This is a genomic window from Acinetobacter indicus, assembly GCF_009914475.1.
Lineage (GTDB): Bacteria > Pseudomonadota > Gammaproteobacteria > Pseudomonadales > Moraxellaceae > Acinetobacter > Acinetobacter indicus.
Genome location: NZ_CP045198.1, coordinates 1,670,359 through 1,693,367, shown reverse-complemented (window position 1 = coordinate 1,693,367; position 23,009 = coordinate 1,670,359). Strand labels below are relative to the sequence as shown.

Here is a 23,009-nt window from a genome sequence, read left to right as displayed (position 1 = left end):
CGTAAAAATGTAAATAAAAGAATTCTGCAGAGATGCATTTATAAATCAGAACAGCACGCTAAAATGCTCGGTGTTTACAGGAGAGTAAAATTCTTATGTCAGAAAAGAATCAGGTGGGCGTGCAATCTTTAGAGGTGGGTTTAACCGTGCTGGATGCGCTGATGACCTATCGTCATCCGGTCATGCTCAAAGATTTATCTGAAAAACTGGCCATGCATCCGGCCAAGGTGCACCGTTATATGGTCAGTCTGGTACGTATGAATTATGCCAAGCAGCTGGAAGATGGTCGTTATGCACTGGGCGATCAGGCTTATCGTTTTGGTCTGAGCTGTATCCAGCGCAGTGACAGTCTGCAGGCGGCACAGGCACAGATTAATGAACTGCACCGGCATTTGGATTGTGGTTTGCAGATTAGCAAATGGACGGCGCAGGGCCCGCTGATTGTGCAGTGGTTAGAGCCGAATCAGCCGGTATCAGTAATTACCCGTGTCGGTTCGATCATGCCGATGCTGAACTCGGCCACCGGCCGGGCTTATGCTGCGTTTATGCCGGAAGCGCTGGTGCGACCTTTGCTGGAAAAAGAATGGCAACAGCATCAGGCACAGCAAAAACGGGTCTATCCACAGAACTGGGATGAATTTTTAACATTAAAACAGCAGATTCTAAGTGAAGGTGTGGCCACGGTCGCAGGCGATTTGCTGGCCGGAATTCATGCGATTTGTGTGCCGGTATTAAATCAGCACCATGAAATTGAATATGCGATTTCGGTGTTGGGCACTGCTTCGGATTTGCCGCTGGATATGCAGCATCCAAAAATCCAGTATTTAAGAGAGATGGCAGCACGTTTAAGCGCACAGTTACAGCCGATTTAAAATGGTGTGGGAATTCGCCAAGGCAGCTACGCGAGTTGCTTCATCTCGGTGAAGTGCTGAAGATAAAAAAGGAAGGAGGTGCGCCTTCCTTTTTTATAGATACGATGGTGTGCCCTGCGGGACTCGAACCCACGCCGGTCGCTTAGGAGGCAACTGCTCTATCCAGTTAAGCTAAGGGCACAAAACGCCCTTAATTTAGCTGAAAAAAAGCTGAAAAAAAAGTTATTACCGAAGTAATAACTTTTTCTTTTGTCAGTAAAAATAACTTAGCTGTTTTTTTGTTTTAGCAATTTAAACAGACCCCACATCAGCACAATCCAGACCGGAATCATATACACCGATTCGCTAAAGCCTTGGGTCCACATAATGTACAGGATGGTGGCAATAAACAGCAGCACAATCACGTTACCCACAGGTGACCACAGTGCAGGGAAAGAGGTGGTTTGACCTGAGTTTTTCATGGCCTGAATAAACTTCAGGTGAGTCAGGGTAATCATGGCCCAGTTCAGTACCAAGGCACCGACCACAATATAAATCAGGTGGCTTAAAGCATCTTCCGGTACAAAGTAGTTCAACAATACACAGCCAAAAATCAGCAGGGCAGAGAACAGCACCGCAGGAATTGGCACGCCTTGCTTGTTCACTTTCAGGAATACTTTTGGCGCATTGCCTTGTTGGGCCAGACCGAACAGCATCCGGCTATTGGCATACATACCACTGTTATAAACCGACAGCGCCGCCGTTAAAATAATAAAGTTCAGCAGATGTGCCGCCCAGCCAATGCCTAACTGGCTAAAGATCATCACGAATGGGCTTTTATCCAGACCGCCCAGTTCCAGCTGATTCCATGGCACTAACGACAGTAAAATCGTCAATGAACCAACATAGAAAATCAGGATACGGAACACCACCTGATTGATGGCTTTGGGAATGGTCTTTTTCGGATCCTGCGCTTCTGCTGCTGCCATACCAATTAGCTCGATCCCGCCAAAGGCAAACATCAGGAAGGCCAGCATGAAGAATAAGCCTTCAAAGCCGTGCGGGAAGAATCCGCCATGGCTCCAGAGGTTGCTAAATGAAGCAGTCGAGTTGGCATCTGCGGTCAACAGGAGGTACAGACCAAAAATGATCATCGATACTACTGCGGCCACTTTAATAATTGCCAGCCAGAATTCTGATTCCCCATAAAATTTTACATTGCCGAGGTTGATCAGGGTAATGACAATAAAGAAAAACAGGACCGAGGACCAGGCCGGAATATGCGGCCACCAGTAGTTAATATATTTGGCGACAGCGGTGAGTTCGGTCATGGCGACCAGAATATATAAAATCCAGTAATTCCAGCCGGCCAGGAAGCCAGGGAATTTCCCCCAATAGCGATAAGCAAAATGGCTGAAAGAACCTGCAACCGGTTCATGAACAATCATTTCGCCCAGTTGGCGCATAATTAAAAATGCAATCAAACCCCCAATCGCATAGCCTAAAATAATAGAGGGACCTGCGGATTGGATGACTTGAGCGGAACCTAAGAATAAGCCAGTACCAATCGCGCCGCCCATGGCGATGAGTTGGATATGACGGTTCTTTAAGCCACGCTGAAGTTGAGAAGACTCGTTGTTCAAAGTGTTCAGCCCGACAATGTATAATAAGTGGCTCGATTGTAATAGATAGTTGCAAATTAGCCTAGTAGATCACCAGTCGCTTCAGAACAGCTCATAAAATCGAAAAATGGTCATTTTGTTGAAACAATAATTGAATCAAGATATTAATTTTATTGGCTATATTTTTTTAGGCTTGAAAATTTCAAGTCTACAGCCCAAGATTTGGGTAAATTTTATACTTAAGTCCAGTTCGCCTGATTTTTTAAGTAAAAGACGTTATCATTTAAAGCAAGCAAAAACCTTGCTTTGGATTATGTAATACAACGAAAAATCAAAGGATTAGATAAGAATGCGCTGCGCTCCACAAATTAAAATTGCAGCCACCTATATGCGTGGCGGTACTAGTAAAGGTGTCTTTTTCAAATTAGATGACTTACCAGTCGAAGCGCAAGTGCCTGGAAAAATTCGTGATCAGCTACTGCTACGGGTCATTGGCAGCCCGGACCCTTATGGCAAGCAGATTGATGGCATGGGCGGCGCCACTTCCAGTACCAGTAAAACCGTGATTCTGGCCAAAAGCAGCCAGCCGGAGCATGATGTCGATTATCTATTTGGTCAGGTGGCAATTGATCAGCCTTTTGTGGACTGGAGCGGTAACTGTGGCAACCTGACTGCTGCGGTGGGTGCTTTTGCCATCAGTCAGGGGCTAGTGGATGCCGATAAAATTCCGGAAAACGGTCTGTGTACCGTACGCATCTGGCAGAAAAATATTCAGAAAACCATTATCGCGCATGTGCCAATCACCAATGGTCAGGTGCAGGAAACCGGTGATTTTGAGCTGGATGGTGTGACTTTTCCGGCAGCAGAAGTACAAATTGAATTTTTAGATCCGGCCGATGATGGCGAAGAGGGCGGGGCCATGTTTCCGACTGGCAATGTGGTGGACACCTTTGTGGTGCCGGATGTTGGTACTTTTCAGGCGACCTTTATTAATGCCGGTATTCCGACCATCTTTTTAAATGCCGATGAAATTGGCTATAGCGGCACCGAATTGCAGGATGATATTAATAGTAATCCAGAGGCGCTGGCACGTTTTGAAAAAATCCGTGCCTATGGTGCTAAGCAGATGGGGCTAATTGACGATATAGCAGAAGCGGCAAAACGTCAGCATACCCCGAAAATTGCTTTTGTTGCGCATCCGCAGAACTATACTGCATCAAGTGGTAAAAATATTCAGGCTGAAGATGTCGATTTGCTGGTGCGTGCCTTGTCGATGGGTAAACTGCATCATGCCATGATGGGCACCGCTGCGGTGGCCATTGGGACAGCTGCTGCCGTGCCGGGGAGCTTGGTGAATCTGGCTGCTGGTGGTGGCGAGCGTGAAGCGGTGCGTTTTGGCCATCCTTCCGGGACTTTACGCGTCGGCGCGCAAGCGGTACAGGAAAACGGTCAGTGGCAGGTGAAAAAAGCGGTGATGAGCCGTAGTGCGCGGGTGCTGATGGAAGGCTGGGTACGTGTACCGGCCGAGGTGCTGGAATAACGCTGACTTGATTTTGCCTGAATTAATGAATTCGCCTCTATGTTCAATAGGGGCGTTTTTTTATGGGTTGAGATTGAAAGCTGAAAAATTGAAATATCCGCTTGTCTGTAGTTAAGGCTTAAAAAAACTTAAATTAGAGGTACAATGCGGACAGGGGGTTGGCCAGTGACGGCTAACAATCTTATAGAACAACCAATTCGAGGCAAATGTGTCATCTCTCACTGACGTCCCTGTAACCGTGTTGACTGAAGCGCAACAACGTATCCAACAAGATTTATTGACGGCCTTAGACGCTTTTGCCATTCCTGAGCCTTTAAAAGGGGCGGTCTATCATGCGGTGATGCTGGGTGGAAAACGTGTGCGTCCAGCCTTGTGTTATGCCACAGCAGCCTTAAAACCGAATACCAATATGGCGGCAGTGCGCCGTGCGGCGGTGGCGATTGAGCTGATTCACTGCTATTCGCTGGCGCATGATGATTTGCCTTGTATGGACAATGATTTGCTGCGCCGTGGCCAGCCGACCTGTCATGCTGCTTTTGGTGAAGATACGGCACTGTTGGCCGGTGATATTTTGCAGTCAATGGCCTTTGAGGTATTGGGCAGCCGTTTGTTTGATCAGGGTGCGGCAGTAGATGCGACAATTGTGCTAAAGCAGATGCAGATTCTGGCGACCGCGTCTTCTAAGATGGTATGCGGACAGGTGCTGGATTTACAGGCCGAAGGTAAGCGGGTTGATCAGGCTGCGTTAGAAACGATTCATCGCAATAAAACCGGCGCTTTAATTTCTGCGGCGATTATGATGGCGGCGGTAGCGATTTTTGAGGGTACCGATCGCGCGATTCCACAACTGCGCGAATATGGGCAGGTGATAGGTCTGGCCTTCCAGGTCCAGGACGATATTCTGGATATTATTTCTGATACCGAAGTGTTAGGCAAAACTGCCGGGAAGGATGAACAGGTGGAGAAATCGACATATCCGGCATTGATGGGACTAGAGCAGGCACAGGCTTATGCCACAGATTTGCATGATCAGGCCCTGCAGGCACTAGACTATTTTGCTGAAGATGCCGCTGCATTAAGAGCCATTTCACAATTTTTGTGGCAGCGTAAAAGTTAATTAAAAAAGCGTGTTGTCAAAACACGCTTTTTTTTGTTTTATTCCTGGATTTTGGCATCCGGAGCAATCAGGGCTTTGCCTTTTTTAAGGCCTTCCAGTGCAGCCTGATTAAAGTCAAACAGCAGCTTATTGTCTTTGGCATCAATATTGTAACGGCTAATCAGTTTCTGGTCACCGTCCAGGGTATCCACCGTGTACTCATCAGCAATATTTAAAATACCATCGAGGTTAATACTGGCTGAGGCTTTGTCCTGACGGAACAGCTCGTAAATATCACGTAAATCGAAAATGGCATTGTTTGCGTCTGGATGTTTCTCAATATAATTTTCAATATGACGCATAATTAGCTGGGCAAAGAGAAAGTACTCAGGATGATGGGTAAATTTTAAGCTCATGTATGTACTCCTTATTATTGAAATTTATAGTTCTTCTTAGGAATACCATAAGCCTTCAGATTGATGAAGCCTTAAGCGCTTTAAATTGCAAAAATATACAAATCACGCCGGCATTCAGGCGCAGAATAAGATCATCATTTTAATTCGGTGTAAATGAAGCCGAATACGGCTGGCAGGATTGGCCATTGCAAATTTAGTGATCAATAGCAGCGACTCATGCAAAATTTTGGAAAAATTAATAAATAAACACATCTTGATTTAGTAAAGCGATTATGGCCTGTAGGGGCCAACAGAATGGTGCTCTGGCATTTGTTTCGCGGAAAAATCATCCGAAAGACTAAGGCTTATAAGCTAGCAAGTGAAATCATAAATCAGGTACAATTGGCGGGATTAATTTTGTGTTTGGTGTATTTGAAGGCCAATACATACATTCTTTGTTAATAAATAGGCCTGCCAGGAGTTATCCCCGCATGAGTGCCATTACTCCATACGAATGGGCAATTATTGCCTTCGTGATCGGCGTTACATTTTTATGCGTCTTTATGCTCACTGTCCCGTTACTCCTAGGGGGTAAATCATGGGGCCGTGCCAAGCAGGAGCAGTTTGAGTCAGGTGTTGTGAGTGCAGGTGGTGCACGCATTCGCTTGTCTGCCAAGTTCTATTTAGTTGCGATTTTCTTCGTTGTGTTCGACTTAGAAGCCCTCTATCTCTACGCATGGGCAGCTTCTGTTCGTGAAGTAGGCTGGGTTGGTTTTGCAACTGCTGCTGTATTTATTTTAGTTTTACTCGTTGGTTTGATTTACGAACTGTCAACTGGTGCACTGAACTGGGCTCCATCTGACAAGCGTAAAGCTGCAGGGATTAAACCTAAAATCGGTTCACCAAATATGGATCTTGCAGAAATTACCCGCTTTAACTCAATTGAAGAGCTGGTAATCGACCCTACTGGTCAAATTCCTGCTCAATCTGCTGGTCATGTGAAAAAATCACAGGCTATATCATCTGATAAGGAGTAACTCGGGATGAAATATACCTTAACCCGTGCGAATCCGGATGCTGATCAATATCCACTTCAGGAGCGCCAGATCGTTACCGATCCGCTTGAAGAAGAAGTGAATAAAAATGTGTTCATGACTCGTTTAGAAGACTTGGCACATACAGCAGTAAACTGGGGGCGTAAGAACTCAGTTTGGCCGTTTAACTTTGGTACATCTTGCTGCTACGTAGAGTATGCAACGACTTTAACCGGCGTGCATGACTTGTCACGTTTTGGTGCCGAGGTTATTCGTGCTTCACCTCGTCAGGCCGACCTCATGATTGTCGCCGGTACCTGTTTCGTGAAAATGGCCCCAGTAATCCAGCGTTTGTACGAGCAAATGCTTGAGCCAAAATGGGTCATCTCAATGGGTGCATGTGCAAACTCAGGCGGTATGTACGATATTTATTCGGTTGTACAAGGTGTGGATAAAATCATTCCTGTCGATGTGTATATCCCAGGTTGCCCACCACGTCCTGAAGCCTTAATTCAGGCATTAATGTTGTTGCAAGACCAAATTCAATTAGAGCGCCGTCCGCTGTCTGCGGTGATTGGTGATGATCTTAAGCCAGTGTATAAGCCAAAGATGATGCCAGAACGTGACCGTAAGCAAGCACAGCGTATTGCGGTGAAAAACCTGCGCTCTATGGATGAAATTAAATAATTTAAGCGACAAAATCGTGGTGCACCCGTTATGGGTGTAGTTGTCGTTTAGGTTGACTGAATTTGTATTAAATAGGAAGCCAAGCCAATGGCTGAAACTGACATTGCTATGCCAGAATCAACAGCAGTTGATTCCCGCCCAGCATTTGCAATTGTAGAAGAGCTCAAAACCAAATTTGGTGAGAACTTCTATGTGCAAACGACTTTTGAAGATTTTCCAACGGTCTGGGTTGAGCGCGCACGCGTACAAGAAGTCTTGATGTTCTTGCGTACAGTGTTACGTCCATACGTGATGCTGTTTGACCTGTCTGCGGTAGATGAGCGTTTACGTACGCACCGCGACGGATTGCCTGCATCTGACTTTACCGTGTTCTATCACCTGTTGTCGTTAGAACGTAACAGCGATATCCGTGTCAAAGTTGCGCTAAATGAGAACGATCTGAATATTCCGACTGCGACCAATATCTGGCCAAATGCCAACTGGTACGAGCGTGAAGCTTACGATATGTTCGGCATTAACTTCGAAGGGCATCCAATGCTCCGTCGTATCTTGCTGCCAACCTATTGGGAAGGTCACCCGCTGCGCAAGGAATATTCTGCACGTGCCACTGAATATACCCCGTATATGCAGAACCAGGCCAAGCAGGATTTTGAACAGGAACACTTGCGTTTTGTACCGGAAGACTGGGGTCTGACCCGCGGTAACGAAGACGAAGACTTCATGTTCCTGAACTTGGGTCCTAACCACCCATCTGCGCACGGTGCGTTCCGTGTCATCTTGCAGCTGGATGGTGAAGAAGTAAAAGACTGTGTACCCGACATCGGCTATCACCACCGTGGTGTAGAGAAAATGGCTGAGCGTCAAACCTGGCACTCATTTATTCCGTATACCGACCGTGTCGACTACCTCGGTGGTTGTGCGCAAAACATGCCGTATGTGATGGGTGTGGAGCAGCTGGCCGGTATTCAGGTGCCAGAGCGTGCACAATGTATCCGTGTGATGATGTCGGAACTGTTCCGTATCAATAACCACTTGCTTTATATCGGTACAGCAATTCAGGATGCCGGCGGTATGACCCCAGTATTCTATATGTTCGCCGACCGTCAGAAGATTTATGACGCGATTGAAGCCATTACTGGTTACCGTATGCACCCAGCCTGGTTCCGTATTGGCGGTACCGCGCATGACCTTCCAAACAACTGGCAGCACCTGATCCGCGAGATTCTGGAGTGGATGCCAAAACGTCTGAAGGAATACCACACTGCAGCGCTGAAAAACTCGGTGTTTGAAGGCCGTACCCGCAATGTAGCGCAGTACGATGCAAAATCTGCATTGGCCTGGGGTGTGACAGGTACCGGTTTACGTGCAACAGGTATCGACTTTGACGTACGTAAATACCGTCCATACAGCGGCTATGAAAACTATGACTTCGAAGTGCCGGTGGAGTACGAAGGTGATGCCTATGCGCGTGTCATCGTTCACTACCGCGAAATCGAACAGTCTTTAAAAATCATCAAGCAGTGCTTGGATAACATGCCATCTGGTCCATATAAAGCGGATCATCCTCTGGCTGTTCCACCACCAAAAGACAAGACATTACAAGATATTGAAACCCTGATTACGCACTTCTTGAGCGTGTCTTGGGGGCCTGTCATGCCGGCAGGTGAAGCATCTGTAATGGCAGAAGTGGTGAAAGGGGCGTCGAACTACTACTTGACTTCAGACAAGTCAACCATGAGTTATCGTACCCGTATCCGTACACCAACCTTCACGCACTTACAGCAAATTCCTTCGGTGATTAACGGCAGTCTGGTCTCTGACTTGATTATTTATTTAGCGACAATTGATGTCGTAATGGCTGACGTGGATCGCTAAGGGGTAAACGCATTATGATGATTTTGACTGATAAAAAGCCACGTGTGAATGTTGAAGGGATTTTAACTGCGGATGAAATCCACGAAATCGAACATCACATTGGTCACTATCCGTACCCACGTGCAGCATCTCTAGATGCGCTGAAGTGTGTACAACGCCGTAATGGCTGGATTGATGACGCACAGCTCAATGCGATTGCTCAACTGCTTTCAATCAGTGTTGCTGATTTAGAAGGGGTAGCAACGTTCTATAACCGTATTTACCGTCAACCGGTAGGTCGTCACGTTATTCTTTTGTGTGACTCTATCGCGTGCTTCTTGATGGGGGCGGAAACTTTGGCAGAAGCGTTCCAGCGCGAGCTTGGTATTCAGTTTGGTCAAACGACTGCAGATGGTCGTTTCACTTTGCTGCCAATCTGCTGTCTGGGCAACTGTGACAAAGGTCCAACGTTAATGATTGATGAAGATACTCACGGTCTGGTTGAAGTGACATCAATTAAACAGTTATTGGAGAAGTATGTATGAATACCGAACCAAAACCAATTTATGGCGACGGTAACCCAGAAACTCATCCATTAACTTGGCGTTTGAGTAAACAAGAGCATGTTCGTAATGCAGATGATTACGAAGCGCTTGATGGTTATGCCGGCTTCAAAAAAGCCATTAGCATGACACCGGCTGAAGTGCTGGATGTGGTGAAAGCTGCAACCGTTAAAGGTCGTGGTGGTGCAGGCTTCCCGGCAGGCATCAAATGGTCGCTGATGGCGCCAAATGACAATTCAGGTCCACGTTACCTGATCTGTAATGCCGACGAAATGGAACCGGGTACCTTCAAAGACCGTTTGTTGATGGAAAAACTTCCACATCAATTGATTGAAGGTATGCTGATTGCAGCTTATACACTGGAAGCGACTCACGGCTATATCTTTATCCGTGGCGAGTACATCGAAGCTGCACAATACTTAAATGAAGCAATTGAGCAGATTCGTGCCAAAGGTTACCTGGGTGACAACATCCTGGGTTCTGGCTGGAACTTCGAGCTGTATGTGCACACCGGCGCGGGTCGTTATATCTGTGGTGAAGAAACTGCACTGATTAACTCGCTGGAAGGTCGCCGTGCCAATCCGCGTACCAAACCGCCATTTCCGCAAGTTGCAGGGGCGTGGGGTCGTCCTACGATTGTCAACAACGTAGAAACCTACAACAACTTGCCAGCTATTTTGTTACGTGGTCCTGAATGGTACATCGGCTTATCTGCGGGTAAATCGAAAGATCCAGGCACAAAAATCTACGGTGCATCAGGTAAAGTTAAATTCCCTGGTCTTTGGGAACTTCCATTCGGTACCACTGCACGTGAAGTGATTGAAGAACATGCCGGTGGTATGCGTGATGGCCTGAAACTGAAAGCTTGGTTACCAGGTGGCGCATCCACTGACTTCCTGGCAGCTGAACATATTGACCTTCCTATGGATGCGGAAAGCATCATGAAAGCAGGTTCACGTCTGGGTACGTGTTTGCTGATGGTGGTTGATGAAACTCAATGTATGGTTTCAGCAACACGTAACCTAGAAGAATTCTTTGCGCGTGAATCTTGTGGCTGGTGTACACCTTGCCGTGATGGTTTACCGTGGGCGGTAAAAGCACTGAAAGCACTCGAAGATGGTACGGGTACGAAAGAAGACATCGATCACTTACAGGAACTGACCCGTAAGCTTTGGATTGGTAAAACTTTCTGTGCACACGCACCAGGTGCGATGGAACCGTTAATGGGCGCACTCAAATATTTCCGTGGCGAGTTTGAAGCGAAAGTGGTGAATGCCGCAGCTCAGACCAGCAACGTAGAACAAGCTTAAGGAATTCGACTATGGCTACAATTCATGTCGATGGAAAATCGTATGAAGTCAACGGCTCAGAAAACTTGCTGCAAGCTTGTTTAAGCCTTGGCATCGACATCCCATATTTTTGTTGGCATCCATCCTTAGGTTCTGTCGGTTCTTGCCGTCAATGTGCTGTGACGCAATACGCGAATCCTGAAGATACGCGTGGTCGTCTGGTCATGTCATGTATGACGCCTGCTGCTGACAATACCTACATCTCGATTGAAGACAAAGAAGCAAAAGATTTCCGAGCTTCTGTTGTTGAATTCTTGATGACCAACCACCCGCACGACTGTCCGGTCTGTGAAGAAGGTGGTCACTGTCATTTACAGGATATGACTGTAATGACGCAACACGACCGTCGTCGTTACCGTTTCACCAAGCGTACGCATTACAACCAGGAACTGGGTTCGTTTATTGCGCACGAGATGAACCGCTGTATCGCCTGTTACCGTTGTGTGCGTTACTACAAAGACTATGCTGGCGGTACCGACTTTGGCGTGTATGCCAACGCATCACGTGTGTACTTCGGTCGTCCAGAATCAGGGACTTTAGAATCTGAATTCTCGGGTAACCTGACTGAAGTCTGCCCAACAGGTGTATTCACCGACAAAACTCACTCTGCGCGCTACAACCGTAAGTGGGACATGCAGTATGCGCCTAGCGTATGCCAAGGCTGTTCTTCAGGCTGTAACATTTCTCCAGGTGAGCGTTATGGCGAACTGCGTCGTGTAGAAAACCGTTTCAACGGTGAAGTGAACCAGTACTTCCTGTGTGACAAAGGCCGTTTCGGTACCGGTTATGTGAACCGTGAAGATCGTCCGCGTCAGCCACAATTCCGTGATGGTCAAAATGTCACGACTGTGTCTGTCGATCAGGCATTAGACACCGTGATTGAGAATCTTCAAGGCAAAAAAGTGCTGGGTGTTGGCTCACCACGTGCCTCGCTTGAATCGAACTTTGCACTGCGCGAACTGGTTGGTCAGGACAACTATTCAACCGGTATGTCGCAAAAAGAGCAAAGCCTAGTGGAACTGGCGGCATCAATCATGCAAACCGAAGGTGTTTACAACCCGGGCATGCGTGAAATTGAAAGCTATGACGCCGTGTTAATTCTGGGTGAAGATCTGACACAAACTGCACCACGTATGGCTTTATCTGTTCGTCAAGCAGCGAAAAACAAAGCCAAAGAAATGGCGGCAGAGCGTCGTACTCAAGAATGGCTGGCTGAACCGGTACAACGTATTGCGCAAGATGCAAAATCTCCGATTTACATTCTGGCTGCAACTCAAACCCGTCTTGCTGACGTGGCAACTGGTGAAGTGGTTGCATCTCCAAATGACATCGCGCGTTTAGGCTTTGCCATTGCCGCTGGCGTAAAAGGCGAAGTGATTACCGGTTTAGATGACGATGCCAAAGCATTTGCGCAAACCATCGCAGATACCTTAAAAGCGGCGAAGAAGCCTTTAATCATCTCTGGTACAAGCTTACAAGACGCTGCCATCATGGAAGCTGCTGCACAAGTGGCGCAGAATCTGGGTAATGCAGGCTTAACATTGACTGTTCCTGAAGTGAACTCAATGGGCTTGGCGATCTTTGGTGGTCAGAGCTTGGAGCAAGCCTTTGCACAAGACTATGACACCGTGATTGTGGTGGAAAATGACCTTTACCGTCGTTTACCAGCGGCTCAGGTCGATGCTGCACTTGCAGGTAAAGACATTATTGTGCTGGACCACTCTGAAACTGCGACTGTAGCGAAAGCAGACATCGTACTTTCAGCAGCAAGCTTCGCTGAAGGTGATGGTACTGTAGTCTCGCAAGAAGGCCGTGCACAGCGTTTCTACCAAGTGTATGACCCAAGCTACTACAAGCCGGAACTGGCGATTAAAGAATCTTGGCGCTGGTTACACGCCCTTGAAACTGGCATGAAAGGTAAAGCGATTTCATGGACCTTGCTGGATGATGTGATCGAGTCTGTAGCGAAAAATGTACCGGCATTAGAAGGTATTTTAGACGTTGCGCCAGATGCGGGCTTCCGTGTTCATGGTCTGAAAGTGGCACGTGAACCACGTCGTTACTCAGGTCGTACTGCAATTCGTGCACCGCTTTCGATTCACGAACCAAAACAGCCGACCGATGTCGATTCTGCATTAACTTTCTCGATGGAAGGTTATGTCGGTAATCAGACGCCATCTGCACTGGTGCCATTTGCGTGGTCTGCAGGCTGGAACTCGCCACAGGCCTGGAACAAATTCCAGGACAACGTGGGCGGTCACTTAAAAGGTGGTGATTCAGGCGTACGTTTATTCGACCGTTTACCAAAACGTCCAGCACGTAGCTTCGTAGCACCAAGCCCTGTATTGGCCAATCCGGACAGCTTCCGTTTGGTGCCAATGCATCATATTTTTGCGTCAGGTGAATTCACCATTAAAACACCAGCGATGGAATCACGTATTCCTGAAGCCATGTTTGCCGTGGGTGAACAGGATGCAAGCCGTTTGAACCTGAAAGATGGTCAGAAGATCACTGTGAAAGCAGGCGAGACTTCAATTGTTCTTCCAGTTCAAGTGATTGAATATTTACCTACAGGTTATATTGGTTACCCAATTGGTCTAGCACCGACGGTATCTCTTGCTGAGCCTGTGTCAGTCGCGGTAGGAGTATAATTCATGGAACAAGAATTAATGCGTCAAACACCGCTTTGGGCTGAGAACTGGCCAATTGCCTATTCAGTCATTCAAGCGATTGTGATCTTGCTGGTTGTGGTACTGGTTGCAGCATTAATGTCATTTATCGAGCGTCGTCTGCTCGGTTTATGGCAAGATCGTTATGGTCCGAACCGTGTAGGTCCGGGCGGTATGTTCCAGATTGTCGCCGACATGCTGAAAATCATGTTCAAAGAAGACTGGACACCAAAATTCGCTGACAAGCTGACTTTCCGTATGGCACCTGCAGTTGCAATGGCAACTGCGGTACTGTCGTTCATGGTTATTCCTGTATCACCGTATTTAGGTGTGGCAGACATGAGCATCGGCCTGCTGTTCTTTATGGCAATGGCGGGTATTGCAGTCTATGCGGTTCTGTTTGGTGGCTGGTCATCAAATAACAAATATGCATTGCTGGGTGGTCTACGTTCTGCAGCGCAAACCATTTCTTATGAAGTGTTCCTGGGTATTTCCCTGATGGGTGTGGTGGCAATTGCCGGCTCATTCAACATGCGTGAAATTGTAGAAGCACAGCAAGACGTCTGGTTTGTAATTCCTCAGTTCTTGGGCTTCTTGATTTTCGTGGTTGCAGGTGTTGCGGTAACGCACCGTCACCCGTTTGACCAACCAGAAGCAGAACAGGAATTGGCAGAAGGTTATCACGTCGAATACGGCGGTATGAAATGGGGGATGTTCTTCGTTGCGGAATACGTCAACGTGGTGCTGATCTCTGCGCTGATCGTGACGTTATTCTTCGGTGGCTGGTTAGCGCCATTCGGACTTGATTTCTTACCTCCAGCATTCTGGTTCATTATCAAAACAGCATTCTTTGTAATGATGTTCGTTCTGGCACGTGGTTCTTTAATGCGTCCACGTTATGACCAGGTAATGAACTTTGGCTGGAAAATTTGCTTGCCATTAGCGTTGGTGAACCTGCTGGTTACTGGCGCGGTTATCTTGTGGTAAGGGCAGGGAGAACAAAATGTATAAGTTTCTAGCTGGATTTGGGTCAATCGTGCGCTCGTTGTGGATGGTGTTCAGCCACGCAACCCGCAAACGTGACACCATTTTATATCCGGAAGTGCCAGCCGAAGAAATCGTACCACCGCGTTTCCGTGGTCGTATCGTGCTTACACGTGACCCAGATGGCGAAGAGCGCTGCGTTGCCTGTAACCTGTGTGCCGTTGCATGTCCAGTGGGTTGTATTTCACTGCAAAAAGCAGAGCAGGAAGATGGTCGTTGGTATCCGGAATTTTTCCGTATCAACTTCTCTCGCTGTATCTTCTGCGGTATGTGTGAAGAAGCCTGCCCGACAACTGCAATTCAGCTGACACCAGACTTTGAATTGGGTGAATATGTTCGTCAGGACCTGGTCTATGAAAAAGAACATTTGCTGATTTCAGGTCCGGGTAAATATCCTGACTATAACTTCTACCGTGTAACCGGTATGGCAGTTACAGGTAAAGACAAAGGTCAAGCACAAAAAGAAAGTGCACCTGTTGATGTACGGAGTCTATTACCATGATGTGGCCGTTTTATTTGATGGCACTCGTGGCCATTATCTCTACTGTTCGTGTTGTCACCAACACGAACCCAGTACATGCGTTACTGAGCTTGATCGTGTCATTACTTGCTGTTGCAGGGATGTTCATGATTGTGGGTGCACCGTTTGCCGGTGCCCTGGAAATTATTGTGTATGCCGGCGCGATCATGGTGTTATTCGTGTTCGTGGTGATGATGTTGAACTTGGGTCAGCAAACTGTTGAACAAGAGAGCAAATGGCTCAACTCATCTGCATGGGCATATCCAGCATTAATGAGCTTCTTGATGGGTCTGGTTCTGGTATGGATGCTTGCATCTGATTACTCCAGCACGCCAGCTGTCATGGGAACCGAAATTGTTGGTCCTAAAGAAGTCGGTCAAGCACTCTTTACTCACTATTTATTATTGGTTGAAGTTGCCGCGATGTTATTGCTAGCAGCCCTGGTTGCAGCATTCCACTTAGGTAAACGTGAACCAGGTGCAGAAGAGGAAAAACAATAATGGGCAACATCCCTTTAGAACATGGTTTGATCGTTGCAACCATTCTTTTTGCACTGGGTTTTTACGGTGTAATGGTGCGACGCAACCTGTTATTCATTTTAATGAGCCTTGAAATCATGATGAACGCAGCAGCACTTGCGTTCGTTCTGGCGGGTAGTGCCTGGGTACAACCAGATGGCCAGATCATGTTCATCTTGATTCTGACGCTGGCTGCGGCAGAGGCGTGTATCGGTCTTGCGATCGTCCTTCAGTTCTATCATCGCTTCCATCACCTGGATGTGGATGCTGCTAGTGAGATGCGCGGATGAGTTATTTATATTTAACAATTTTGTTCCCGCTAATCGGTTTTATTTTATTAGCGGCAGGGCGTCACAATCTTCCTGAGAAAGTTGCGGCGATTATCGGGGTAGGGGCAGTTGGTCTATCGGCATTATTTGCCCTGATTGCCGGCCTTGACTTTGTCAATAACGGTAAAGAACTTTACGTTCAGCATTTGTGGACGTGGTTTAGCGTGGGTGATTTTGCCCCAGGCATCAGTTTGCAGCTTGACGGCTTATCGTTGCTGATGATGGGCATGATTACCGGTGTTGGTTTCCTGATTCACATCTTCGCATCTTGGTATATGCGTGGTGAGGAAGACTTCGCACGTTTCTTCTCTTACTTCAACCTGTTCGTGGCCAGCATGTTACTGCTGGTACTGGGCGATAACCTGGCGTTATTGTTCCTGGGTTGGGAAGGTGTAGGTCTGTGTTCTTACCTGTTAATCGGTTATTACTACCAGAACCCGGCCAACGGTTTTGCTGCCATTAAAGCATTTACCGTAACGCGTGTTGGTGATGTATTCCTGCTGATTGCACTGTTCTTGCTGTACCAACAGTTCGGTACCCTGAATACACAGTATATCGTTGAGAATGCTGCTGCGGTTATGACCCAAAGCTCATCAATTACCATCTGGACTGCCTTAATGTTGTTCTTGGGTGCTGCTGGTAAATCTGCGCAAATCCCGTTACAAACCTGGTTGGCAGATGCGATGGCAGGTCCGACGCCAGTATCTGCGTTAATCCACGCGGCAACCATGGTGACTGCGGGTGTTTATCTATGCTGCCGTATGTTCAGCGTATTTGAACTTGCACCAGAAGTGATGATCTTCATTTCTATTACCGGTGCGGTAACCTTGCTGGTGGCTGGTTTTGCAGCGCTGGTTCAAACCGACATCAAACGTATTCTGGCTTACTCAACCATGAGTCAGCTCGGTTATATGTTTATGGCCGTAGGTGCTGAAGCGTACCAGGCGGGTCTGTTCCACATGCTGACTCACGCATTCTTCAAGGCATTATTATTCTTGTCTTCAGGTGCGGTGATTCTGGCTTACCATCATGAACAAAACATCTTCAAGATGGGTGGTCTGTTCTACAAGAACAAATTCCTGTTTGCATGTTTCGCGATTGGTGGCGGTGCCTTGGCAGCCATTCCATTCCTGACCATCGGCTTCTTCTCTAAAGATGCGATTCTGGCCGCGGTGTGGACACAAAGCCATTTAGCTGGCGTACCAGTCTTCAATACACTGTATTGGGTGGGTGTTGCAGGTGCGTTCTTAACGTCTATTTATACTTTCCGTTTAATCTGGGTAGTATTCTTCGGCAAAGAAAACACGCCTTATCATGAAATCAAAGGCATTACTTACTGGGCTCCACTGGCAATTCTGGCAGTGCTTTCAACGGGTCTGGCGATTGTGCTGAAAGCACCAGTGATGAGCATTCTGGATGCTGCACAAATTCCAGCCTTCATTATTCCTGAAGCGCTTGAAGCCGGTGCACATGGTGCTGAATACATCGCGATTGGTGTTGCTTTGGCAGGTCTTGCTGTTGGCGTGGTGCTGTTTGCGTTTGCTTACAATGCCGTGAAAGGCTTTGCTCAGACTTCTCTGGGTTCAGGTCTGGCCAATATCTGCCGTAATGCACTTGGTTTCGATGCGTTGTATGACATCGTATTCGTGAAGCCTTACCTGCTTATCGCTAAAATTTTAGGTCGCGATCCGATTGATGGCTTGTGGCTGGTGCTTCCTGCAATTGTTAAAGCAGGCAACAGCTTTACCAGTTCACGTCAAACCGGTTCATTGCGCGAATACGCCTCTAGTATGGCCCTCGGTGTTGTTGTTTTACTGCTGGTCGTGGTCGTGACTCAGGTCGTGGGGAAATAAGATGGAAGCTCCAAACAATATCATTTTACCCGCACTGATCCTCGTTCCGTTCATTGCAGGTTTTATTTGTTGGATCGTCGACAAGCTCGACGACAAACTGCCGCGCTATATTGCGCTGGTGGGTATGCTGGTAACGCTGGGTCTGACCCTGGCGTTATGGCAATCAGGTACGTATCAATATGAATTGGGTGCACAGGTTCCAAGCTGGGCTGCCCAATTCCAGTTGCCTTGGATTCAAACCCTGGGCATTAACATTCACTTGGCGGTAGATGGCTTATCATTACTCATGGTTGGCCTGACAGCGCTGCTGGGTATTTTGGCCGTCGGCTGTTCTTGGGGTGAAATCCAGAAGAACGTGGGCTTCTTCCACCTGAACCTGTTATGGTCTTTAGGTGGCGTAATTGGTGTATTCCTGGCGATTGACCTGTTCCTGTTCTTCTTCTTCTGGGAGATGATGCTGGTTCCAATCTACTTCCTGATTGCGCTTTGGGGGCATAAAGGGGCAGATGGTAAATCGCGTGTTTACGCAGCAACCAAGTTCTTCATCTATACACAGGTTGCAGGTCTGATCATGCTGATCGGTATCCTGGGGCTGGTGATTTACGGTTACATGCTGTCAGGTACCATCTCGTTCAACTACCACTATCTGTTAGCGGTGGCGAATACGCTTGATGCACAGTTACCGGCAGTGGCTTATGCCTTCATGATCTGTATGTTCATCGGCTTTGCGGTAAAACTTCCAGTTTTCCCGTTACACGGCTGGTTACCAGATGCCCACGCACAGGCACCAACAGCAGGTTCTGTTGACCTTGCAGGTATCTTGATTAAGACTGCAGCGTACGGTTTACTCCGTTTTGTGATTCCATTCTTCCCGGCGGCTTCTGCACAGTTTGCAGACATCGCGATTATTTTCGGTTTAATTGGTATTTTCTACGGCGCTTGGTGTGCCTTCCAGCAAACCGATATGAAACGCCTGTTGGCTTATACCTCTATTTCGCACATGGGCTTTGTGTTACTGGCGATTTACGCAGGTAATATCCTGACTTACCAAGGCTTAATGATCATGATGCTGGCACATGGCTTGTCATCTGCTGCATTGTTCATTATGTGTGGTCAGGTCTATGAACGTGTGCATACCCGTGACATGCGTCTGATGGGTGGTATTCGTGGTCAATTCCCGTATCTGGCCTTCTTCCTGATGTTCTTCGTGGCAGCATTGGTCGGTATCCCGGGTCTGGGTAACTTTATTGGTGAATTCCTGATTCTGATGGGTTCATTCAACCAGTTCCCTGTATTTACAATCATTGCTGCAGTGAGTCTGGTGTTTGCAGGTCTTTATGGTCTGATCCTGATTCACAAAGCATTATTTGGTACACCAAACGAAGAGCAAAAACAGCATTACAGCAATCCGTTAAAAGATCTGGATGCGCGTGAAATTGTGATTCTGTTAATTTGTGCCGTTGGTCTGTTATGGCTTGGTCTGTATCCACAAAGCTTCCTTGATATTTCCAATTCAAGCATGGCGTGGTTAGCAAACAGCTACATTCCAGTTCAAGAGCTAGTTGACGTGACCGAACAGGTAAGCACTCAACTCGAAAATGTGGAGATCCAATAAGTCATGAACTTCACAATGTCATTTTCCGAGCTTATGCCATTAGCTCCTGTGATGATCGTGGCTTTAACTGCGATCGTCGTGATGATTCTCACCGCAATCAAGCGTAACCATAACCTGATTGCGACAGCATCTGTAGTGGGCTTAAACCTTGCTGCAGCGTATATTCTGCTCTCATTATTCGGTGGTGCTTTTGCACCAGCGAATGTCATGGGCATGTTTATGATTGATCAGTTCACACTGGTTTATCAGTTACTGATCCTGGTTGCTGCACTGGCTTGCTGTACCTTGTCACATGCTTATATTGAAAGCTATAAAGACAATCGTGAAGAGCTGTACATCCTGATGTTGTCCTCAGTTGCAGGCGCAATGCTCATGGTGGCAAGCTCGCACTATGCTTCATTCTTCATCAGCCTGGAATTGATGTCGATTCCGGTGTATGGCTTGTTGGCCTATACACATCAGCGTTCGAAGTCTTTAGAAGCAGGGGTGAAATACCTGGTACTTTCAGCAACCGCATCTGCGATGTTGCTGATGGGTATGGCGTATATTTATGCCTACACCGGTTCACTGTCATTCTATGACTCTGTACAGGCGCTTATGCAGAACCTGCACCAGCCACTGGTCATTTTAGGTATTGCCTTAATTATCTTTGCGGTTGCATTCAAACTGTCTTTGGCACCATTCCACAAATGGACACCAGATGTGTATGCGGGTGCTCCAGCACCAATCGCGACCTTCCTGGCAACGGCTGCCAAAGTGGCGACCATTGGTTTGTTCGTACGTTACTTGCTGACTTCAGGTGCCATCCTGCAAGAATCAGTTATTACACTGCTGACCATTATCGCCGTACTGTCGATTGTGGTCGGTAACTTCCTGGCGGTACGCCAAGTGAACTTGAAGCGTGTCCTGGCATACTCTTCAATCGCACACTTCGGTTATCTGCTGATTGGTCTGATCAGTCTGACTTATGCCAGCTTGGGTAATGTGACTGTTTATGTGATTACCTATGTATTAACCACGATTGGTGCTTTCGGTGCCGTAGCGTTAATGTCGAGTCCATATAACAACACTTCAGAAGCAGAAAGTCTGGCTGAATACCGTGGTCTGTTCTGGCGTCGTCCAGTGCTGACTGCTGTATTAACCGTGATGATGCTGTCTCTGGCCGGTATTCCACTGACTGCAGGCTTTATTGGTAAGTTCCTGATAGTCATGGCTGCGGTAACAACCCAGCACTGGTTCCTGGCAGCGATGATTATTGTCGGTTCGGGTATTGGTCTGTATTACTATTTACGTGTGATGGTGGTGATGTATATGACTCCGCCAGAAACACCAAAAATGGATGCAGTCGATCACTGGGGTCAACGTGTTGGCGGGATCATGGTTCTGCTGGCTGCACTGGCGGTATTGGTGATTGGTGTTTATCCGGATCCAATTATCCAGATGGCGCTTGAAGCCGAGATTTTATCTCCAATTCACTTCATGCTGTCTCAGCAATAATCTTGAAAAAGAGAATTGTCTAGCAAAAAGCCCTCAATATTTGAGGGCTTTTTTGTTTTTATCAGGGTCAAAAAATGATTATAATAGACGGAATTTTATCTTAACCTTTTAGGTGTTCTCCCGTGGCTATCCATGAAATTCGTCATCCGCTCATTCGTCATAAACTCGGTTTACTGCGTCGTGCAGATATCAGCACTAAAAACTTCCGCGAGCTGGCGCAAGAAGTGACCATGCTGTTGACCTATGAGGCGACCAAAGATTTGCCAATGGTCGAGCATGAAATTGACGGCTGGAATGGTGCGGTCACGGTAGACCGTATTGCCGGTAAAAAAATTACGGTGGTACCAATTTTACGTGCCGGTATTGGCATGCTGGATGGTTTCCTGAACCTGATTCCAAGCGCCAAAGTGTCTGTACTGGGCTTAGAGCGTGATGAAGAAACGCTGGAAGCACGTACCTACTACAAAAAACTGGTACCGGATGTACAAAACCGTATTGCCATGATCATTGACCCAATGTTGGCCACCGGTTCATCTTTAGTGGCGGCGATTGATGTGTTAAAAGCCAGCGGCTGTAAAGATATTCGCGTGATGGTGCTGGTGGCTGCGCCAGAAGGCATTCAGCGTGTAGAAGCAGCGCATCCGGATGTGGTAATTTTCACTGCCTCTGTGGATCAGGGCCTGAATGAAAATGGCTATATCGTACCGGGCCTGGGTGATGCCGGTGACAAAATTTTCGGTTCCGTGCAAAAAGACTGATTTTGCTAGTGAACAGAGAAGGGGCTTTTATAGCCTCTTTTTTATATACTAAGCTTGAAGCGCAAAAGGGGGACAGGTCGATGAGCAACGAACAATATCAGGGTAAAGTTAAGCAATACAACGCAGACAAGGGTTACGGCTTTATTGCCTGTCCGGAAGGCGAAGTGTTTTTTCATATTTCCGATTTCCCGGCCGATGGGATAGAACCGAAGCGAAATGACCGGGTGAAATTTAATGTGGTCAAAAACGGCAACAAGTTTAAAGCAGTGAAAATTGAGCGGGTTGAAGACCAGTCGGCCAAAGCCAAAAAATCCAAAGTGGCCGCCCATAACCAGTCGATTACTTCTTCCCTGCTGTCCAATTTCCGACGTTAGTACTGAGGTAGAATTTATATATTCTGCTTAAGTCGAGTATAAGAATAGAAAAGAGGCTTTTTAGCTTCTTTTTTATTACAATTATTAAAAATATCAAAGATAAGAGCGCATTATGTTTCAAGAGGGGAAAATCAAAAGCTAGCATGAAGATCGTGGTTTTGGTTTTATTCAGATAGAGAAAGAGTCAAAAGATTTATTTTTCCACATCAAAGATTTTCTCAATAAGAATGTTCCACCTAAAATCGGTGAAAATCTAAAATTTATAATTGTTGAAGATGCAGGAAAATTTAAAGCCGCGAATATTGTGCGCTTAGACCTAAAAGTATCAGAGCCTGCTGAACAGAACAATCTACGATACAGAAATATCGAGGGTAAAGTTTCGTCAAGAGATAAAAAGAAGTCTTCATGGCTTAATTCAAAGATCATTACTGTATTAGGCTTAATCATTATTTTAGGATTAAGTATTTTGGTATATAAGAAATATCAAGAATATCAAGCTCAGAAACAGCAAAAACTTGAAGAACTGATGATTGCTCAGCAACAGATCGTAGCTGAGCAAAGAGCGGTACATGGCGAATTACCGGAACTTGGACTTAGTGAAAAAGGGAAAAAGAATTTAGAAAATGTCCAAGAGAATGTAGAGTAAGCGCTGCCGGTAAGTAGCAGCTCATCTGAACAATTTAAATGTGATGGCCGCGAGCATTGTAGTCAGATGAAGTCTTATGAGGAGGCTTTATTCTTTATTCGTAATTGCCCAAATACCAAAATGGATGGTGATGGCGACGGGATTCCATGTGAAAGCCAATTTCGATAAGGTATGAAAAAAGCGCCTGCAGGCGCT

The 23,009-nt window shown here is 46.8% G+C and carries 20 protein-coding genes, 1 tRNA gene and 1 pseudogene; 19 read left to right on the top strand and 3 right to left on the bottom strand.

The window, feature by feature from the left end; genetic code table 11:
- The first annotated feature begins 95 nt into the window (after positions 1-95).
- A complete protein-coding gene (locus tag GA693_RS08470) occupies positions 96-872 on the top strand; it encodes an IclR family transcriptional regulator (RefSeq protein WP_104509857.1) in 777 nt (258 codons plus the stop codon).
- 105 nt (positions 873-977) lie between these two features.
- Here the strand turns inward: GA693_RS08470 and GA693_RS08465 are convergent.
- A tRNA-Arg gene (locus tag GA693_RS08465) sits at positions 978-1,053 on the bottom strand.
- A gap of 85 nt (positions 1,054-1,138) precedes the next feature.
- Positions 1,139-2,494 (bottom strand): amino acid permease, encoded by a 1,356-nt coding sequence (locus GA693_RS08460; RefSeq protein WP_034597873.1) that lies wholly within the window; start codon positions 2,492-2,494, stop codon positions 1,139-1,141.
- A 328-nt stretch (positions 2,495-2,822) separates the two neighbouring features.
- Here GA693_RS08460 and prpF point away from each other — a divergent pair, with 328 nt between their 5' ends.
- Both prpF and GA693_RS08450 read left to right on the top strand, forming a co-directional pair.
- Positions 2,823-4,013: a 2-methylaconitate cis-trans isomerase PrpF gene (gene prpF, locus GA693_RS08455; protein WP_160241082.1), complete on the top strand. Its 1,191-nt coding sequence runs from the start codon at positions 2,823-2,825 to the stop codon at positions 4,011-4,013.
- Between the two features lie 208 nt (positions 4,014-4,221).
- Positions 4,222-5,130 carry a farnesyl diphosphate synthase gene (locus tag GA693_RS08450; RefSeq protein WP_075174601.1) on the top strand — a complete coding sequence of 303 codons (909 nt, stop codon included), beginning with the start codon at positions 4,222-4,224 and terminating at the stop codon, positions 5,128-5,130.
- A 38-nt stretch (positions 5,131-5,168) separates the two neighbouring features.
- Here the strand turns inward: GA693_RS08450 and GA693_RS08445 are convergent, their stop codons facing one another.
- A complete protein-coding gene (locus GA693_RS08445) occupies positions 5,169-5,525 on the bottom strand; it encodes a hypothetical protein (protein WP_104505625.1) in 357 nt (118 codons plus the stop codon).
- A gap of 470 nt (positions 5,526-5,995) precedes the next feature.
- On the opposite strand from GA693_RS08445, the gene ndhC reads away from it, so the two are divergent.
- The 16 genes and pseudogenes from ndhC (at position 5,996) to GA693_RS08365 (ending at position 22,982) form a co-directional block, all read left to right on the top strand.
- A complete protein-coding gene (gene ndhC / locus GA693_RS08440) occupies positions 5,996-6,541 on the top strand; it encodes an NADH-quinone oxidoreductase subunit A (protein ID WP_005179655.1) in 546 nt (181 codons plus the stop codon).
- Positions 6,542-6,547: 6 nt separating this feature from the next.
- The gene (locus GA693_RS08435; RefSeq protein ID WP_005179652.1) at positions 6,548-7,225 is read left to right on the top strand and encodes a NuoB/complex I 20 kDa subunit family protein; all 678 of its coding nucleotides are present in this window, start codon (positions 6,548-6,550) and stop codon (positions 7,223-7,225) included.
- Between the two features lie 87 nt (positions 7,226-7,312).
- On the top strand, positions 7,313-9,100 hold the full coding sequence (nuoC, locus tag GA693_RS08430) for an NADH-quinone oxidoreductase subunit C/D (RefSeq protein WP_160241083.1): 1,788 nt from the start codon (positions 7,313-7,315) through the stop codon (positions 9,098-9,100).
- A 14-nt stretch (positions 9,101-9,114) separates the two neighbouring features.
- Positions 9,115-9,624: an NADH-quinone oxidoreductase subunit NuoE gene (nuoE, locus tag GA693_RS08425; protein ID WP_005179645.1), complete on the top strand. Its 510-nt coding sequence runs from the start codon at positions 9,115-9,117 to the stop codon at positions 9,622-9,624.
- On the top strand, positions 9,621-10,952 hold the full coding sequence (gene nuoF / locus GA693_RS08420) for an NADH-quinone oxidoreductase subunit NuoF (protein WP_160241084.1): 1,332 nt from the start codon (positions 9,621-9,623) through the stop codon (positions 10,950-10,952). The genes nuoE and nuoF overlap by 4 nt, the downstream gene beginning before the upstream one ends.
- An 11-nt stretch (positions 10,953-10,963) precedes the next feature.
- Positions 10,964-13,642, top strand: a complete 2,679-nt coding sequence (nuoG, locus tag GA693_RS08415) for an NADH-quinone oxidoreductase subunit NuoG (RefSeq protein ID WP_104487501.1) — start codon at positions 10,964-10,966, stop codon at positions 13,640-13,642.
- 3 nt (positions 13,643-13,645) lie between these two features.
- Positions 13,646-14,647 (top strand): NADH-quinone oxidoreductase subunit NuoH, encoded by a 1,002-nt coding sequence (gene nuoH / locus GA693_RS08410; protein WP_005179637.1) that lies wholly within the window; start codon positions 13,646-13,648, stop codon positions 14,645-14,647.
- 16 nt (positions 14,648-14,663) lie between these two features.
- The gene (gene nuoI, locus GA693_RS08405) at positions 14,664-15,206 is read left to right on the top strand and encodes an NADH-quinone oxidoreductase subunit NuoI (RefSeq protein WP_005179629.1); all 543 of its coding nucleotides are present in this window, start codon (positions 14,664-14,666) and stop codon (positions 15,204-15,206) included.
- Positions 15,206-15,724 (top strand): NADH-quinone oxidoreductase subunit J, encoded by a 519-nt coding sequence (gene nuoJ / locus GA693_RS08400; RefSeq protein WP_171065113.1) that lies wholly within the window; start codon positions 15,206-15,208, stop codon positions 15,722-15,724. The genes nuoI and nuoJ overlap by 1 nt, the downstream gene beginning before the upstream one ends.
- A complete protein-coding gene (gene nuoK, locus GA693_RS08395) occupies positions 15,724-16,032 on the top strand; it encodes an NADH-quinone oxidoreductase subunit NuoK (protein ID WP_005179622.1) in 309 nt (102 codons plus the stop codon). The genes nuoJ and nuoK overlap by 1 nt, the downstream gene beginning before the upstream one ends.
- On the top strand, positions 16,029-17,924 hold the full coding sequence (gene nuoL, locus GA693_RS08390; RefSeq protein ID WP_005179621.1) for an NADH-quinone oxidoreductase subunit L: 1,896 nt from the start codon (positions 16,029-16,031) through the stop codon (positions 17,922-17,924). Before nuoK ends, nuoL begins: the two co-directional genes overlap by 4 nt.
- A gap of 1 nt (position 17,925) precedes the next feature.
- The gene (gene nuoM, locus GA693_RS08385; protein ID WP_075174598.1) at positions 17,926-19,539 is read left to right on the top strand and encodes an NADH-quinone oxidoreductase subunit M; all 1,614 of its coding nucleotides are present in this window, start codon (positions 17,926-17,928) and stop codon (positions 19,537-19,539) included.
- Positions 19,540-19,542: 3 nt separating this feature from the next.
- Entirely contained in the window at positions 19,543-21,036 is a 1,494-nt protein-coding gene (nuoN, locus tag GA693_RS08380; protein ID WP_005179615.1) for an NADH-quinone oxidoreductase subunit NuoN, read from the top strand.
- Between the two features lie 122 nt (positions 21,037-21,158).
- On the top strand, positions 21,159-21,794 hold the full coding sequence (upp, locus tag GA693_RS08375) for a uracil phosphoribosyltransferase (protein ID WP_045796291.1): 636 nt from the start codon (positions 21,159-21,161) through the stop codon (positions 21,792-21,794).
- Positions 21,795-21,874: 80 nt separating this feature from the next.
- Complete coding sequence (locus GA693_RS08370) at positions 21,875-22,168, top strand: cold-shock protein (protein WP_005179613.1); 294 nt, start codon at positions 21,875-21,877, stop codon at positions 22,166-22,168.
- A 166-nt stretch (positions 22,169-22,334) separates the two neighbouring features.
- Positions 22,335-22,982, top strand: a pseudogene (locus GA693_RS08365) (excalibur calcium-binding domain-containing protein).
- The last annotated feature ends 27 nt before the right edge of the window (positions 22,983-23,009 follow it).